Here is a 15,639-nt window from a genome sequence, read left to right on the forward strand (position 1 = left end):
GGGGAATGAGGATGCAAGACATTGAGAGAAAAGTAATCGGGTGGCTTGATCAGCATTCGGCCAAAGCCATTCGTCTTCTCAAAAGATTGATTGGAGAAAAAAGTACTATGGGCGCAGAATTTAACGCCCAAGCTGTTGTGCTTGAAAAGCTGAGGCAATTTCATATGGACATTGACGTGTGGGAGCCAAGCCTAAAGCAATTAAAACAGCATCCCTACTTTAAATCAGACCGCTCAGATTTTCATGAGAGCCCGAACATCGTTGCAAAAAAAACGGGAGCGGGCGGAGGCAGGTCTCTGATTTTAAACGGTCATATCGATGTTGTGCCTGAAGGAAGCGTAAAGGATTGGAAGTATGAACCGTTTCAAGCAGTCGAAGAAAACGGTAAAATATACGGGCGTGGCTCAACGGATATGAAGGGAGGCAATACAGCCCTTCTTTTTGCTTTAGAAGCCCTGCACGCCTGCGATGTTCATTTAAAGGGAGATATATTGTTTCAAAGTGTTGTAGATGAAGAGTGCGGCGGCGCCGGAACACTGTCCGCCATCATGAGAGGCTATCGTGCTGACGGGGCACTAATCCCGGAGCCGACGAATATGAAACTATTTATAAAGCAGCAGGGCTCGATGTGGTTTCGAATTACAGTAAAGGGATTAGCCGCACATGGCGGCACACGCTATGAGGGGGTAAGCGCGATTGAAAAAAGCCTGCACGTGATCACTGCCATACAAGAGCTGGAGAAAGTTCGCAATGCGAGAATTTCAGATCCGCTGTATGACAATGTCCCTATACCGGTACCAGTGAATATCGGCACCATCTCAGGAGGAGCATGGCCTTCGTCAGTTGCAGATCGTGTCGTCATAGAAGGGAGATGCGGAATTGCTCCCCATGAAAAACCAGAAGCAGTAAAACTTGAATTGGAAAACTGGTTGAAGGATTTAGAATACCGTGACGAATGGTTTAAACGCCATCCGGTAACAGTAGAATGGTTCGGCGCTCAATGGCTGCCGAATGATCTACCTGATGACCACCCTTTACTTTCAGTGCTGCAATCAGCCTATCAAAAAACGAAACAGACAGAGCCAATCATCGAAGCTTCACCATGGGGAACGGACGGAGGGCTTTTATACCATGCAGGAGATACGCCAGTGATTGTCTTTGGGCCTGGGGAAACAAAAACAGCTCATCAGGCAAATGAATACATCGAGGTTAAAGCCATGATAGAATCTGCTAAAATTATTGCGCTTTTTGTTATGGATTGGTGCGGGCTTCACACAGACGAGGAGGATGCGGATGCTCAAGTCGATAAAGAATAACGGTGTTACAGCAGTTCTGGACTATGACGGCTTTAATAAACGAATCAGAGTGGTTCGTTATGACGGAGCCATTGAGAAGGCTCTGCCTGATATCGTGGCAGCGGCAAAAGAAGAGGGTTCGGAAAAAATCATCGTTTATACGAAACAGCATGATGAGGCAGTGCTTGCCCAACAATTATTTGTGCCAGAGGGTTTTCTTAAGGGCTATTATCTCGGCCACCCGGCTTGCGTCATGGTCCGTTACCTCACAGAAAACCGGAGACAAACACATTCTTATATAGAGGAACAGGAAATGATCGAAGCTTTATATCGCACAGCACCTCGCCTCCGCAGTGATGATACACCCGTCTTTACGATGAGAAAAGCTGAAACAAACGACATGTATCAGCTATCGATGCTGTATAAAAAAGTATTTCGTACCTACCCGACCCCGGTATTTGACCCTGCATATATTGAAAAGACGATGAATACAAACACGATGTATTATGTCATGCTTGACCATGACCGCCTGATCAGCGCAGCAAGCGCAGAAACCAACCCAAAGCTCGGGCATGCAGAAATAACCGACTGCGCTGTGCTTCCGGAATATCGAGGACATTCACTGACAAGCTTTTTAATCGAGGCATTAGAAAAAGAAATGGCTGAAGACAATATATTTCATGTGTTTTCTCTCGCCCGCGCTGCGTCTTTTGGGATGAATGCTGTGTTATACCATTCGGGTTATCAATACGGAGGAAGGTTGATTAATAATTGCTATATAGCGGAAGGTCTTGAAAACATGAATATTTGGTGCAAGCACCTGTAAGTCAAAATGATGCACGAGGAGGAATTCATTTGGAGAGCAAATGGTATAAACCGAAACGGCATTGGAAGGAGATAGAATTATGGAAGGACGTTCCGGAAGAGAAGTGGAACGATTGGCTTTGGCAGCTTACACATACGGTAAGAACGTTAGATGATTTGAAAAAAGTCATTAATTTGTCCGAGGATGAAGAGGAAGGCGTCAGAATTTCAACCAAAACGATCCCCTTAAATATTACACCATATTATGCTTCTTTAATGGACCCCGATAACCCGAGATGCCCGGTCCGCATGCAGTCTGTACCTCTTTCAGAAGAAATGCACAAAACAAAATACGATCTGGAAGATCCCCTCCATGAGGATGAAGATTCACCGGTACCCGGACTGACACACCGCTATCCCGACCGTGTGCTGTTTCTTGTCACCAATCAATGTTCCATGTACTGCCGCTACTGCACAAGAAGGCGTTTTTCCGGACAAATCGGAATGGGAGTTCCTAAAAAACAGCTTGATGCTGCAATTGCTTATATCCGGGAAACACCCGAAATCCGAGATTGTTTAATTTCAGGCGGTGACGGACTGCTAATCAATGACCAAATTTTAGAATACATTTTAAAAGAGCTGCGCAGCATTCCGCATCTGGAAGTAATCAGAATCGGAACAAGGGCGCCGGTCGTTTTTCCGCAGCGCATCACCGATCAGCTGTGCGATATTTTGAAAAAATATCATCCAGTCTGGCTGAACACCCATTTCAACACAAGCATCGAAATGACAGAGGAATCCGTTGAAGCCTGTGAAAAATTGGTGAACGCAGGAGTGCCGGTTGGAAATCAGGCCGTCGTGTTAGCCGGTATTAATGATTCCGTTCCCATCATGAAAAAGCTCATGCACGACTTGGTAAAAATCAGAGTCCGTCCGTATTATATTTATCAATGTGATCTGTCAGAGGGCATCGGGCATTTCAGAGCTCCTGTTTCTAAAGGTTTGGAAATTATTGAAGGGCTGCGAGGCCATACCTCAGGCTATGCGGTTCCTACCTTTGTCGTTGACGCACCAGGAGGCGGGGGGAAAATCGCCCTGCAGCCAAACTATGTCCTGTCGCAAAGCCCTGACAAAGTCATCTTAAGAAATTTTGAAGGTGTGATTACGTCATATCCGGAACCGGAGAATTATATCCCTAACCAGGCCGACGCCTATTTTGAGTCCGTTTTCCCTGAAATCGCTGACAAAAAGGAGCCGATCGGGCTCAGTGCTATATTGGCTGACAAAGAGGTTTCGTTTACACCGGAAAATGTAGCCAGAATCAAAAGGAGAGAGGCATTCACCGCGAATCCGGAGCATGAAACATTAAAAGACCGGCGTGAGAAAAGAGATCAGCTAAAAGAAAAGAAATTTTTGGCGCAGCAGAAAAAACAGAAAGAGGCTGAAAGCGGAGGCGATTCTTCATGAAAACATGCGAATGGTGTGGCGAGCTTGAAGCGGTACCCGGCAGGAACACGGTATACTGGGAGCTCCCTGACGGCACAAGAGCCATAGAGCTGACTGACACACCAGCCATGGTGTGTGCTTCCTGCGGGATGACCTATCAAGAGGAAATTACAATAAAGGAGATTGAGGACCAGCTGCTTTTGATTCAAACAAAAAAACTGCCTGAAAGCCTGACATATCAGCAGCTCATGGAGACAGAAAGGATTTTGAAACGCAACTATTTTGACTTCTCCTGAATGATGCTTCGGTATTCTTTTGTTGTAATTTTACACTTGAACTGTATAATAAAACAACAAAAGACAGACACCAGGAGGGGAAACCCATGAAATCCTTTTATCATTATTTATTGAAATACAGACATCCGAAGCCGAAGGACAGCATCAGTGAATTTGCCAATCAAGCGTATGAGGATCACAGCTTCCCAAAAACATCAATCGATTATCACGAAATCAGTTCATATTTGGAGCTGAATGTTGATTATCTGGACACGATGGCGACGTTTGATGAAGCTTGGGAAAAATACGAGGCCGAGGTGCACGGCAAATAACCACATGTTAGAATCCGCAGACCCGCTGCGGATTTTTTTGTGCGCATACACATACCATAATTGGATACATCCTATGGTTTTCATGCCCATGCGAATTGGTGTAACCCGGCATACGATAGCGTATGAGAAATGTTGCGGCGAGGGGGAGACACCATGAAGCAAAATAAACCGAAATTCCAAGTAGGGGATATCGTAGTTGTCATTATGTATGGAACAGTCGGCACCATCACAAAAGTACACCAAATTGATAAACACTATCTTTATGAAGTAAATCATAATGAAGTCTTATACTTTGAATCGTCCATTCAGCTTTATAAAGATTATGAGGGTGTCATTGTCGATATGGAAAAGCTTGATATAGAGTATGAATTCCTTATTGGGGATGTTGTTTATGTAAAAGATTATGGAAAAGAACTCTTTCGCATTATCGGCCACAGAACAGAAATTTGGAGATATTTAGAAGACGGCTGGGAGGATATCATTTATGAGCTGACCCGTTTAAAGGATGGAGAGTGGCTTGAAACGGAGGAAGAGGATCTCACACTGGTGCTGAGAAAATATGAAATGGACCAGTTTGTACACCAGCTTTTGTTTGTCCACTATGTCGGAGAAACTGGCCATGAGATCGGCGAAGATATCGCATCGTCTGCTCTTCTTCAGTTTGAAGGCGATGATGAAGATCAAGAAACCCTTCATATCCTTGCTGTATCAATTGTTGATGAACTTCTGGATATTTATAATGATTACAAAATTCTGTACGAAATGTTTCGAGATGAAGAATATAAAGATATGATGATGTTTGTTCTGGAAAGTTTAAAAGAGCATTTCAGTTAGTTTGTGAACATACGGATCAGGACATATAAAAAATAAGGCAAACAGCCCCAAATCATCACATACGTCATTCCTTTAAGCGTTTTTTCCATTATGATATCAAATCTTTCTCCGTCCAGTGCTTCCATCATTTTAGCAATCATTCTCGTCAGCCTCCCATGGCTTGTTTTTTATTCAATGTATATGACTGAAAGAATTGTTTAGAACACCGGGTATAATTCAGCCTGTTTTTTCATAAAACATAAAAAAGGAGGCGGTACGGAGATGAAAGAAATAGATCTTGTGATTGATACGGAAGAAATCGCTGAATTTTTTTACAAAGAGCTTGCAAGACGGGGCTACATACCGAGTGAGGATGAGCTGTTTGAAATCGCTGATATTACCTTTGATTATTTGATAGAAAAATGTATGATAGATGAAGAGTGGGATGAAGATGACTAAGGTTTAAAACCGGAGCGATCAGCTCTGGTTTTCTTATTTGTGATGCTATGACTTCTGTAAAAATCGAGGTGGTTGAATTGTTGTACAAGCCCGTTAGTCTATTTCTTATCTTTCTTTTTCTAGCTGCGGCCATTCATACAAATGCTGTGCAATCAGCGGATGAAGCGATTAGCAAGGCAGCTGTTTTGATTCGTCAGCCATGGCTTAATGATGTCATGACAGGGATCACCCATCTTGGTGCTTCTTCTATTCTGCTCCCTCTTATCGTGATTATGGGAGCGGGTCTGTTTTTTTACAGAAAAACATGGGACGGCCTGTTGATGCTCTTGGTATTCGGTGCGGATCGGCTGTTAAACAAAGTATTAAAAGAATGGATCGAACGAGTGAGGCCTGATTTTGCACCGCTGGTTCATGAATCATCATTCAGCTTTCCGAGTGGCCACTCCATGAATGCTGCCTGTGTCTATCCTGTCATTGCCTACTTTTTAGTGAAACACCTCCCGTTTTTATGCAAACATAAAAAAATAGTATATATAATAGCCGGTTTCATCACAGTTTTAGTCGGAATAAGCAGAGTCTATCTTGGGGTTCATTTTGTAACTGACGTGTTAGGAGGCTTTAGTCTTGGTTTGCTTCTGTTTTTCCTAGTAAAAGGTTTTGACGAAAAGATGAAGCGGATTCGACAAAAATAGAGAGAGGAAAACGTGACAAAAACGCCAATATGTTAAAGAAATAAAAGGGAGGGGATCTTGATGATGTTATCCGTGTTTAAAAAGAAGTCTTGTTCCTATGACGTGACAATATTTCAGACACCCCGGTTTGGCGAAAAAAAGGGCTATAGAGCCGTCTATCGAACTGAACTCAACGGGAGCGATCATCAAGACGTGCTGAAAAGAGCATTCTCTTTATTTAATGTATTTGACACCGTTCCAAGTGATTATGATGCGAGATTTATGGCCACAGGGGACGTGATTCTGATTGATGAAGGCAGAAAAGGGAAAACATATTACAAACTGCTTCCCGCCGGATGGAGAAAAATCAATCGTTTGATTGTACAAACGACATAACAAAAAGAAAACTGCGGATTTCCGCAGTTTTCTGCAGTTTAAGGCTTGCGTTTGGCCGCGGAATACTCTTTCCCGTGCGCCTCTTCAGCTGCAATTACATCTTTTGCAGGTATATGATTGTTCTTTTTTTGGCCGGTGATCCGGTTACGCTGTTTTTTACCCATGTCTCATCCCTCCTTCCTGCGGTTAGGTTTTCAAATAAACAACTCGATTATCCCGTTTTTCTCAGGAAGTGCCCAAACAGCCTCGGACCATTTCTTTTTTCGCCAGATTCCTTTATAATCTATGCTGAAGTTTGTCACACCATGACATTCGTTGTAAAATGAACGGACTGGATGGTAATTTAGATTTACAGGAGGATATGAGATGAGTGTACATATAGGTGCTGAAAAAGGGCAGATTGCGGATACAGTGCTTTTGCCGGGAGATCCTCTCAGAGCAAAATTTATTGCTGAAACGTATCTTGAAAATGTAGAATGCTACAATGAAGTCAGAGGCATGTATGGATTTACGGGTACATATAAAGGGAAAAAAATCTCAGTGCAAGGCACGGGAATGGGCGTTCCGTCTATTTCAATTTATGTGAATGAATTAATTCAAAGCTACGATGTGCAAAATCTAATAAGAGTAGGTTCTTGCGGTGCTATCCGTAAAGATGTCAAAGTGCGTGACGTCATTTTAGCTATGACATCCTCAACTGATTCACAAATGAACAGAGTCGCTTTCGGGAGTATTGATTTTGCGCCTTGCGCGGATTTCGAGCTTTTAAAAAATGCCTATGATGCCGCAAAGGATAAAGGCGTGCCGGTGACGGTAGGAAGCGTATTTACAGCTGACCAGTTCTACAACGACGATTCGCAAATTGAAAAGCTTGCAAATTACGGAGTGCTGGGCGTTGAGATGGAAACAACTGCATTGTACACATTAGCAGCGAAGCACGGAAGAAAAGCGCTGTCTATTCTCACCGTGAGTGACCACGTATTAACAGGAGAAGAAACGACAGCGGAAGAGCGTCAAACTACATTTCATGATATGATAGAAGTGGCTTTACATTCCGTATCACAATAAAATAAATCAAGAGGCGTGCTGGGTGCCGGCAGCCTCTTCTTTGTGAATGCGGAAACGATTGATAAAAGGAAGGTAATGTAATATGATAAAGTCCGGTAAATGGTTCTCACTGGCTGCCGCTCTGAGTGTAACGGCATTAGTCGGAGCCGGCTGCAGCATGTCGAATGGAGATGCTCAAAAGGATACGAAAACCACAGTAGAAACAAAGCAAACAGATCAAAAAACAACTGACAGCAAAAAAACTAACACTCAAGACAGTGATTTTTCACTGGAAAGCAAATATTTCAATGATACTAAAAAAGTAGACGGTCTAGAAACCATTCAAAATCCAGAAAATATACTCGCGCTTGTCAATAAACAATACGCACTGCCCGGAAACTATGAACCTAGCGATCTAGTCATACCTGATGTAGAGTTTTCTTTTGAAGAAAAGATTCAAAAACGTTACATCAGAAAGGAAGCGGCCGACGCATTAAAAACGATGTTCGATGCTGCAAAAAAGGAAGGCTATGAACTGGCAGCTGTCTCGGGGTACCGTTCGTATGATAGACAGAAAGTCATTTTTGACAATGAAGTTAGCCTTAAAGGGGAAAAGAAGGCAAAGGAAGCGGTCGCTTACCCGGGTGAAAGTGAGCACCAAACAGGCCTTGCGATGGACATTTCGAGCCGGAGCAATGGCTTTGAGCTAAATGAAGCGTTCGGAAGCACGGCCGACGGAAAATGGGTACAGGACAATGCATATAAATATGGCTTTATCATTCGCTATCCGAAAAATAAAGAGGATATCACGAAATATGAATACGAGCCATGGCACCTGCGCTATGTAGGCAAAAAGGCCGCAAAGGTCATGCAAGAAAATGATTTAACGCTCGAAGAATACTTTGAAAAAGTGAAGAAAATTTAATAGAGAAAGCCCGCTTACAATTGATAAGCGGGCTTCTTTGTGTCTGGTGAATCTAGCAATTAATCAGGTATTTATTTTATGCTTACCAGAAGAATAAACCAGCCAGAGCCACTCCTGCAATTAATCCGAGGGAAATACCGTAAGCCGCACCATATCCCCAATAACCGCCCCAATATCCGTAACCGAAGCCGCCTCTTGGCCCTCCGCCGGCCGGAGCTATATAAACTCTGTCTCTTGTGACACGGGTAATTCTGCCGACGTGAACTCTTCCGCCTCTCTCTGTAATTCTGACGACTTTACCTTGATGGTTTCTGCAAAGATGGTAATACCTCTCCAATATTGTTTCCCTCCTAAACTGACTTTCTATCAGAATATGATAGATGGGGAAAAAAGGTTGGACGAAAACAGGGGGCGATACGCCGTTTTACTTATACGCGATAAAGATACAATGGCCCATATACTCGCTATATATTTGCATGAGTTCATAATGTGTCTGAAGTGTATCGTAATAAATAGGGGCAATCGTTTGCGATAAATCCATTTCTGTGGTTGGCTCAAATTCCATTTCATCCGAAAGAAGTGTTACTGCTTTAGTACTTTGGAAGCCATAAGACTTCAAGGTTTTGTGCCACTCGGTTTCTTCAAGTAAACAAGTAAACCCATAGAAATCCATCATTTGCTCTTTTTCTGCGGGGGGCATCGGTTTTTTTAAAGCTGCTTCTATACCAATCAGCATCCCGCCGGGCTTCAATACTCTTGACATTTCTTGAAGAGAGGATGTCAGATGGGAAAAACTGAGGACCGATTCTGACAGGACGCAGGAAAAGGACTCAGAAGAAAACGGGAGGTGTTCCAGCTCAGCCTGATATGCAGGGATGGCAAGCCCTTCATTTGCAAATCTTTTTGTTGCTTTCTCAAGCATGATAGGGTCTTTATCAACGACTGTTACAGGATACAGCAAATGTCCTAAATAAGCCGCAGTCTGGCCTGTTCCGCATCCGGCATCAAGAATCGGCTGATTCGGAGAGGGCGCAGCCTTTTGCAAGACCGCTTTTGAAAAAGCAAGCCCACCTGGATGCGCTCCTGCGACACCGAATAAGGACAGCATTTCTAAATATCGGCTCAATATCGAATCCTCCTTTTTCTTTATCATATGTCGTATAAAGACATAGGTTTATGAAAAGCGAAAGAAGGGCGTTTCTCTTTCATTTCTGCTCTGAGTTGACGAATAAGTATTCGTCCATGATAATATTGTAAGAAGAAAAAGGTGGTGTTTAATTGAAACGGCAATTAAAACTGTTTTTTATTGTGCTGATTACCGCGGTTGTCGCTTCGGCGCTTACTTTATTTATTACGGGCAATTCCAGCATCCTGGGCCAAACATCAGTAAGCCTGGGAGACAGCAAGTTCGACAAATTAAATAAAGCGTATGAGCAAATCAAAAGTGATTATTACCAAAAAACAGATGATGACAAATTAGTAGACGGAGCAATTAAAGGAATGATTCAATCTCTCGATGATCCGTATTCCACATATATGGATCAAGAGGCAGCAAAATCATTTGACGAGACGATTTCTGCATCCTTTGAAGGAATCGGAGCCCAAGTAGAGGAGAAAGACGGAGAAATCCTTATTGTGTCGCCAATTAAAGGTTCACCTGCTGAAAAAGCCGGAATCAAACCGAAGGACCAAATCCTAAAGGTGAACGGAAAAAGCGTTGAAGGCATGAATGTAAATGAAGCCGTCGCTTTAATCCGAGGCAAAAAGGGCACAAAAGTGAAGCTTGAGCTGAACAGAGCGGGAGTTGGAAATATCGATCTCTCCATTAAGCGTGATACCATTCCTGTAGAAACCGTCTATTCCGAGATGAAGGACAACAACATCGGCGAAATCCAAATCACATCTTTCTCTGAAACAACTGCTAAAGAGCTGACAGATGCGATTGACAGTTTAGAGAAAAAAGGCGCCAAGGGCTATATTTTAGACTTGAGGGGCAACCCGGGTGGCTTAATGGATCAGGCGATTACGATGTGTAACCTGTTTATTGATAAAGGGAAAAACATCATGCAGGTTGAATACAAAAACGGTTCAAAAGAAGTCATGAAGGCCGAAAAAGATCGAAAAGTGACCAAGCCGACTGTCGTTTTAGTAAATGACGGCACAGCCAGCGCCGCAGAAATTATGGCCGCTGCCCTTCATGAATCGTCAGGCATACCATTAATCGGCGAAACCACATTTGGCAAAGGCACGGTTCAAACAGCAAAAGAATATGATGATGGATCTACTGTCAAACTGACAGTCGCCAAATGGCTGACTGCCGACGGTGAATGGATTCACAAAAAAGGCATCAAGCCTCAAGTGAAAGCAGAACTGCCTGATTACGCGAAGCTTCCGTATTTGGATGCAGATAAAACGTACAAATCAGGTGATTCAGGCACCAATGTTAAAGTAGCTCAGAAAATGCTAAAAGCACTTGGCTACAAGGTAAAGGTTAACAGTACGTATGATCAGAACTTTGTATCTGTCGTCAAACAGTTCCAGAAAAAAGAGAAGCTGAAAGAAACAGGTGTACTGACTGGTGATACAACAACGAAATTAATGACAGAACTTCAAAAGAAGCTGTCAAATAATGATACGCAAATGGAAAAGGCAATTGAAACTTTGAAAAAAGAAATGTAAAAAAACCATACGCGGCTGCCGCGTATGGTTTTTTTTATGCACCCTTTTGATTTGGGTCAGCGTCTTGTTTTTTACCAAATAAACCTTCAATGACAGGATTGGATCCTGCCTTCTTGATGAACAATGGATTCAAAATAATCACAGCGATGAGATTGGCGGCCAATCCCCAGAACCCTTCATAAATGCCATGTGCGGATTGAGTGGTATACACAATAAATGTTACTGCAAGGCCGACTAATAATCCGATAACCGTAGCTTCTTTCGTTTGATGCTTCCAGAATAGGCTGACAGCAATCGCCGGAAAGATTTGCACCATGCCGGATACTCCCAATAGCTGAAGTGTCACTAAGGCAGTCGGGAACAGCATTCCAAACAGAAGCGCAAGGCCGATGACGACAAACACCATTGAACGTGTGATAAGGGTCAGCTTGCTTTGAGACACATTCGGATGAATCAAATCTCGATATAGGTTATTGGCAAACAAATTTGATGCACCGATTGCCATAATGGAGCATGGAATCAAAGAAGCAAGAGCAATCGTGGCATATGCAAAACCTTGTGCCACGCCGCCGTAAGATGTTTGAATCAAATGCAGCAGCGCCAGTCTTGGATTTGTATCTTCCGGCAGGACAAGAAAGGCGATAAAGCCAAGAAAAATAACCAAAATTAACACTATGTTATACAGCGGCAAAAACATGCTGTTTTTTCTAACTGCATCAGCGCTCTTCGCTGTGAAAACGCCTGTAGCGGCATGTGCCCACATAAAAAGTGCAAGGGCGGAAACAATAGATGCTGTGATAAACCAAGGAATGCCTTTTGGACCTTCTGCCGGTATCGTCAGCATTTGCGGCGCTTCCTTTACTAACGTGTCAATCATTGGTGTCCAGCCGTTAAAATGAATGAGAGGGAGGGACACCACCATAAACAGCATTATGACCCATACTAAAATGTCTTTAATGATGGCAGTAAATGTAGGCCCTTTAATTCCGCTGAAAAATGTGTACAGTGCAACTAGAATAAATGAGATGATCACAACGAATTTTACGTTGATATACCCGGTGCCGGCAACTTGGAGCGTATCTTGGATGCCGCTCAGCTGGAGGCATATGTACGGAATAAGCATGAGCACACCGACGATGGCAACAAGGCTTGCTAAAAGCTTACTGTCAAAACGTTCCCGTGCGTAATCTGCGAGTGTTGTTAATTTATGAATTTTCGCAACTTTCCAAAGTTTTGGCAGGAAGAAGTAGGCGACAAAGTAGGCCAGGACAGAATAAGGAATGGCAAAAAATGCAATACTTCCGCCTGTAAAAGCGGTACTGGTTAACCCTAAGAAAGTATAGGCCGTATAGAGGTCGGCGCCTACTAAAAACCAGACGAGAAGACCGCCGAAGCGTCTGCCGCCGACAGACCATTCTTCCACCGAAGTGCGTGAGGATTTATCTCTTCCGGCGAGAAATCCAATACAGACAACGGTTAAAACGATAATAGCTGTAATGAGAAGTGCAGTCAGATTCCCTTGCATTATTCAAGTCCTCCATCTTTTTTTTGCATCTGGTAAATGCCAAACGAGCATAACGGCGTAATGATAATCCACAATAGCAGCCAAAAGTGGAAAAACGGAAGGCCGAAAATAATCGGTTCAATTCGATTCACAAGCGGCAATAGCGCAAGCTGAACGAATGGCAAAAGAATGAGAATAACAATAAGTGCTTTTTTAACCATTTACTTTCCTCCTGAATCATGATAATGCTCACTATAATAGCAGTTGTAAGAAAAGATCACAAGATAATTATTAGAAAAAAATGATTTTTTCAATTATTTAATCAAAACACATGGTTTGCATCCTCTTCAATAAAGGTTTAAAATAATAAATATCTTGAAATCGAGATAAGTAGGAGTGGGAAAATGAAAACAGAAGGATTGCATCATGTCACAGCATTCGCCAGAGATCCGCTAGAAAACTTGCGGTTTTATACAGAAGTGCTCGGGCTTCGGCTTGTTAAAAAAACAGTAAACTTTGATGATCCCGGAACGTATCATTTTTACTTCGGGAATCAAAAAGGGGATCCCGGTACAATTATGACCTTTTTCCCGTTCCAAGGAAGCGGACAGGGAACGGTAGGCAAAGGCCAAGTGGCCCGGGTGTACTTTTCGGTTCCTAAAGGCTCCCTGTCCTTTTGGAAGGAACGTCTTGAGAAAAACGGGCTGAACTTAGAGGAGAAAATGTTATTCGGTAAAAAGGGACTTATGTTTGATGATACGGAAGACCTTCCGCTAGCGATTATAGAAGATGCGAAAAGTGGCAGAAGCGAGTGGACGCCTGATGGCATTTCACAACATGAAGCAATAACGGGAATGAAAGGCGTGCTGCTGTATTCCTATGACCCGCAGGCGACCATTCAATTGTTAACAGAAAGCTTTGGATACACCAAAGCGGCGGAAGAAGGCCAGATTGTCAGACTGACATCCTCAGCGGCCATTGGTAACGTCATTGACGTACATTTGCACCCTGAAAAAAGAGGGGTGGGAGGTTATGGAACGGTACACCATGTAGCATTTCGGACAACAAAAGAGGAACAGGCAAATTGGCTGCCGATTATTGCGGAAAACCATCTTCCTTCGTCAGAAATCCTTGACAGAGAATACTTTACATCGATTTATTTCAGGGAAAAAGGCGGTATCTTATTTGAAATCGCCACAGATGAACCTGGCTTTATGACAGATGAAACGTTTGATGAGCTGGGAACCTCATTAAAACTCCCTGAATGGCTGGAGAAACATAGACAACAAATTACAGACGTTTTGCCAAAACTTTAAAGGGGGACTTTACAATGAAGTATATTTATGAAAAAGGGGCATCTGACAACGTGCTTTTGTTGTTACATGGCACCGGCGGAAATGAGCACGATCTGCTTTCGTTGGGACGTTTTATAGACCCTCATGCCCATTTGCTTGGTGTCAGAGGATCGGTGCTTGAAAATGGAATGCCGCGTTTTTTCAAACGTCTGAGTGAAGGTGTCTTTGATGAAAAGGACCTCGTGGAGCGGACAAGGGATTTGAAACATTTTATCGACGAGGCTGCAGAAACGCATCAATTTGACCGAGGCCGAGTGATTGCGGTCGGTTATTCAAACGGCGCAAATATTGCAGCAAGCCTTCTTTTCCATTATAAAGATGTTTTAAAAGGGGCTATTCTGCATCATCCAATGGTTCCGATTCGCGGTATCAAGCTGCCTGATATGACGGGACTTCCAGTTTTTATCGGTGCCGGGAAATACGACCCTCTCTGCACAAAGGAAGAATCAGAAGAGCTTCACCGTTATTTGCGTGACAGCGGGGCATCAGCCTCTGTTTACTGGCAGGATGGGGGCCATCAGCTGACGCAGCATGAAGCTGAACAGGCTCGTGAATGGTACAAAGATGCGATTGTATAAAAAACCTTAGTCCGTATGGGACTGACCCCATAAGATGAGACAAATAAAAACACCTTCAAGTTTGAATACGGATGATTGTTATCCGAAATTAGACTTGGAGGTGTTTTTTACAAGAGTGAGTTATCCGCTTGAAGTGAAACAGAAGGCTGTAGACATGAGATTGGCAGGCGTACCTATGAAAGAGATCAAGCAGGAGTTGAATATCAAAAATAATACGCAGATTAAGACATGGGTCAGATGGTATAAGGCTGGTGATACACATCGATTTGAACAGTCTGTTGGTAAGCAATACACTTATGGAAAAGGTCCGGAGTATTCTTCCGAATTAGAGAAACTGCAGGCAGAGAATCGTTACCTGCGACAACAGAATGAAGTGTTAAAAAAGTACAACGAATTGGAAAGGAAGTTGATAGCGAAACGTCAGTCGAACTTGTAGAAATATTGCACAGCACAATGACCGTGCAGGATATCTGTATTCATTTAGGTATCTCTCGGGCGACTTATTATCGTTGGAAGAAGAATCTGATGAAGGATCATCCCAAACGCCACTTGGAAAAACAAATCGGCACGTTGTGCCGAGAGCACAAGTATCGATATGGATATCGAAAAATCACAGCCATATTAAAAAAGGGAATGTGTATTAACCATAAAACGGTTCAGCGTATTATGCAGAAAAATCAGTGGCAGTGCCGGGTTAAGGTGAAAAAGCGCAAGAAGAATGGGCAGCCATATGCCGTGGTCGATAATATATTAGATCGGAACTTTCAGTCTGATCATCCTCTTGAAAAACTAGTAACGGACATCACGTATTTGCCTTATGGACAGAAACAATTGTATCTATCCAGTATATTGGATGTATACAATGGAGAAGTGATTGCTTTTACGATTGGAGATAAGCAGGACACAGACTTTGTCTTACACACACTTGATCAACTGCCAACACTGCCTGAGAACTGCGTGTTACATAGTGACCAAGGATCTGTATATACATCTTACGAGTATCAGAAAGCTGTTAAAACAAAAGGCATTACCATGAGCATGTCCCGCAAAGGGACGCCCG

General features: G+C 43.1%; 20 protein-coding genes and 1 pseudogene. 15 read left to right on the forward strand and 6 right to left on the reverse strand.

What is annotated here, in order from left to right; translation table 11 throughout:
• Window positions 1–5 precede the first annotated feature (5 nt).
• The 6 genes from Q3W56_RS15665 (at window position 6) to Q3W56_RS15690 (ending at window position 4,986) form a co-directional block, all read left to right on the forward strand.
• Window positions 6–1,316 carry a peptidase gene (locus Q3W56_RS15665; RefSeq protein WP_302896124.1) on the forward strand — a complete coding sequence of 437 codons (1,311 nt, stop codon included), beginning with the start codon at window positions 6–8 and terminating at the stop codon, window positions 1,314–1,316.
• Window positions 1,294–2,121, forward strand: coding sequence for a putative beta-lysine N-acetyltransferase (gene ablB, locus Q3W56_RS15670; protein WP_302896125.1), 828 nt, complete (start codon window positions 1,294–1,296; stop codon window positions 2,119–2,121). Before Q3W56_RS15665 ends, ablB begins: the two co-directional genes overlap by 23 nt.
• A 29-nt stretch (window positions 2,122–2,150) precedes the next feature.
• A complete protein-coding gene (gene kamA / locus Q3W56_RS15675) occupies window positions 2,151–3,566 on the forward strand; it encodes a lysine 2,3-aminomutase (protein ID WP_302896126.1) in 1,416 nt (471 codons plus the stop codon).
• Complete coding sequence (locus tag Q3W56_RS15680; RefSeq protein ID WP_302896127.1) at window positions 3,563–3,841, forward strand: YokU family protein; 279 nt, start codon at window positions 3,563–3,565, stop codon at window positions 3,839–3,841. Before kamA ends, Q3W56_RS15680 begins: the two co-directional genes overlap by 4 nt.
• Window positions 3,842–3,927: 86 nt before the next feature.
• Window positions 3,928–4,152: a YozE family protein gene (locus tag Q3W56_RS15685; protein WP_302896128.1), complete on the forward strand. Its 225-nt coding sequence runs from the start codon at window positions 3,928–3,930 to the stop codon at window positions 4,150–4,152.
• A gap of 153 nt (window positions 4,153–4,305) precedes the next feature.
• Entirely contained in the window at window positions 4,306–4,986 is a 681-nt protein-coding gene (locus Q3W56_RS15690) for a hypothetical protein (protein ID WP_019714672.1), read from the forward strand.
• Here Q3W56_RS15690 and Q3W56_RS15695 read toward each other — a convergent pair.
• Complete coding sequence (locus Q3W56_RS15695; RefSeq protein WP_019714671.1) at window positions 4,983–5,126, reverse strand: hypothetical protein; 144 nt, start codon at window positions 5,124–5,126, stop codon at window positions 4,983–4,985. The genes Q3W56_RS15690 and Q3W56_RS15695 overlap by 4 nt on opposite strands.
• A 121-nt stretch (window positions 5,127–5,247) precedes the next feature.
• Here Q3W56_RS15695 and Q3W56_RS15700 point away from each other — a divergent pair, with 121 nt between their 5' ends.
• The 3 genes from Q3W56_RS15700 (at window position 5,248) to yodL (ending at window position 6,491) form a co-directional block, all read left to right on the forward strand.
• Window positions 5,248–5,424, forward strand: a complete 177-nt coding sequence (locus tag Q3W56_RS15700; protein ID WP_019714670.1) for a YozD family protein — start codon at window positions 5,248–5,250, stop codon at window positions 5,422–5,424.
• A gap of 80 nt (window positions 5,425–5,504) precedes the next feature.
• Window positions 5,505–6,116, forward strand: coding sequence for a phosphatase PAP2 family protein (locus tag Q3W56_RS15705; RefSeq protein ID WP_019714669.1), 612 nt, complete (start codon window positions 5,505–5,507; stop codon window positions 6,114–6,116).
• Between the two features lie 60 nt (window positions 6,117–6,176).
• Window positions 6,177–6,491 carry a shape determination protein YodL gene (gene yodL / locus Q3W56_RS15710; protein ID WP_003218144.1) on the forward strand — a complete coding sequence of 105 codons (315 nt, stop codon included), beginning with the start codon at window positions 6,177–6,179 and terminating at the stop codon, window positions 6,489–6,491.
• A 38-nt stretch (window positions 6,492–6,529) separates the two neighbouring features.
• Here yodL and Q3W56_RS15715 read toward each other — a convergent pair whose 3' ends face one another.
• Window positions 6,530–6,655: a hypothetical protein gene (locus tag Q3W56_RS15715; protein WP_003218142.1), complete on the reverse strand. Its 126-nt coding sequence runs from the start codon at window positions 6,653–6,655 to the stop codon at window positions 6,530–6,532.
• A gap of 202 nt (window positions 6,656–6,857) precedes the next feature.
• Here Q3W56_RS15715 and deoD point away from each other — a divergent pair, with 202 nt between their 5' ends.
• Window positions 6,858–7,559 carry a purine-nucleoside phosphorylase gene (deoD, locus tag Q3W56_RS15720; protein ID WP_003218140.1) on the forward strand — a complete coding sequence of 234 codons (702 nt, stop codon included), beginning with the start codon at window positions 6,858–6,860 and terminating at the stop codon, window positions 7,557–7,559.
• 82 nt (window positions 7,560–7,641) lie between these two features.
• The gene (ldcB, locus tag Q3W56_RS15725; protein WP_302896129.1) at window positions 7,642–8,463 is read left to right on the forward strand and encodes an LD-carboxypeptidase LdcB; all 822 of its coding nucleotides are present in this window, start codon (window positions 7,642–7,644) and stop codon (window positions 8,461–8,463) included.
• A gap of 82 nt (window positions 8,464–8,545) precedes the next feature.
• Here the strand turns inward: ldcB and Q3W56_RS15730 are convergent, their stop codons facing one another.
• Both Q3W56_RS15730 and Q3W56_RS15735 read right to left on the reverse strand, forming a co-directional pair.
• On the reverse strand, window positions 8,546–8,800 hold the full coding sequence (locus Q3W56_RS15730) for a hypothetical protein (protein ID WP_019714666.1): 255 nt from the start codon (window positions 8,798–8,800) through the stop codon (window positions 8,546–8,548).
• Window positions 8,801–8,887: 87 nt separating this feature from the next.
• Window positions 8,888–9,589 (reverse strand): class I SAM-dependent methyltransferase, encoded by a 702-nt coding sequence (locus Q3W56_RS15735; RefSeq protein WP_302896130.1) that lies wholly within the window; start codon window positions 9,587–9,589, stop codon window positions 8,888–8,890.
• A gap of 152 nt (window positions 9,590–9,741) precedes the next feature.
• Here Q3W56_RS15735 and ctpA point away from each other — a divergent pair, with 152 nt between their 5' ends.
• Window positions 9,742–11,142 carry a carboxy-terminal processing protease CtpA gene (gene ctpA, locus Q3W56_RS15740; RefSeq protein ID WP_302896131.1) on the forward strand — a complete coding sequence of 467 codons (1,401 nt, stop codon included), beginning with the start codon at window positions 9,742–9,744 and terminating at the stop codon, window positions 11,140–11,142.
• A gap of 34 nt (window positions 11,143–11,176) precedes the next feature.
• Here the strand turns inward: ctpA and Q3W56_RS15745 are convergent, their stop codons facing one another.
• Window positions 11,177–12,667 (reverse strand): sodium:solute symporter family protein, encoded by a 1,491-nt coding sequence (locus tag Q3W56_RS15745; protein ID WP_302896132.1) that lies wholly within the window; start codon window positions 12,665–12,667, stop codon window positions 11,177–11,179.
• A complete protein-coding gene (locus tag Q3W56_RS15750; RefSeq protein ID WP_014114107.1) occupies window positions 12,667–12,867 on the reverse strand; it encodes a DUF3311 domain-containing protein in 201 nt (66 codons plus the stop codon). The genes Q3W56_RS15745 and Q3W56_RS15750 overlap by 1 nt, the downstream gene beginning before the upstream one ends.
• Window positions 12,868–13,050: 183 nt before the next feature.
• Between Q3W56_RS15750 and Q3W56_RS15755 the strand changes: the two genes are divergently transcribed.
• From Q3W56_RS15755 to Q3W56_RS15765, 3 genes and pseudogenes are all read left to right on the forward strand, one after another.
• Window positions 13,051–13,962 carry a ring-cleaving dioxygenase gene (locus Q3W56_RS15755; protein ID WP_302896133.1) on the forward strand — a complete coding sequence of 304 codons (912 nt, stop codon included), beginning with the start codon at window positions 13,051–13,053 and terminating at the stop codon, window positions 13,960–13,962.
• Window positions 13,963–13,976: 14 nt separating this feature from the next.
• Window positions 13,977–14,579 (forward strand): alpha/beta hydrolase, encoded by a 603-nt coding sequence (locus Q3W56_RS15760; protein ID WP_302896134.1) that lies wholly within the window; start codon window positions 13,977–13,979, stop codon window positions 14,577–14,579.
• 154 nt (window positions 14,580–14,733) lie between these two features.
• Window positions 14,734–15,639 (forward strand): annotated as a pseudogene (locus tag Q3W56_RS15765) (IS3 family transposase); the annotation flags it as partial.

This window comes from Bacillus sp. C28GYM-DRY-1 (assembly GCF_030519405.1).
In the GTDB taxonomy this organism is placed as follows: domain Bacteria; phylum Bacillota; class Bacilli; order Bacillales; family Bacillaceae; genus Bacillus; species Bacillus spizizenii_A.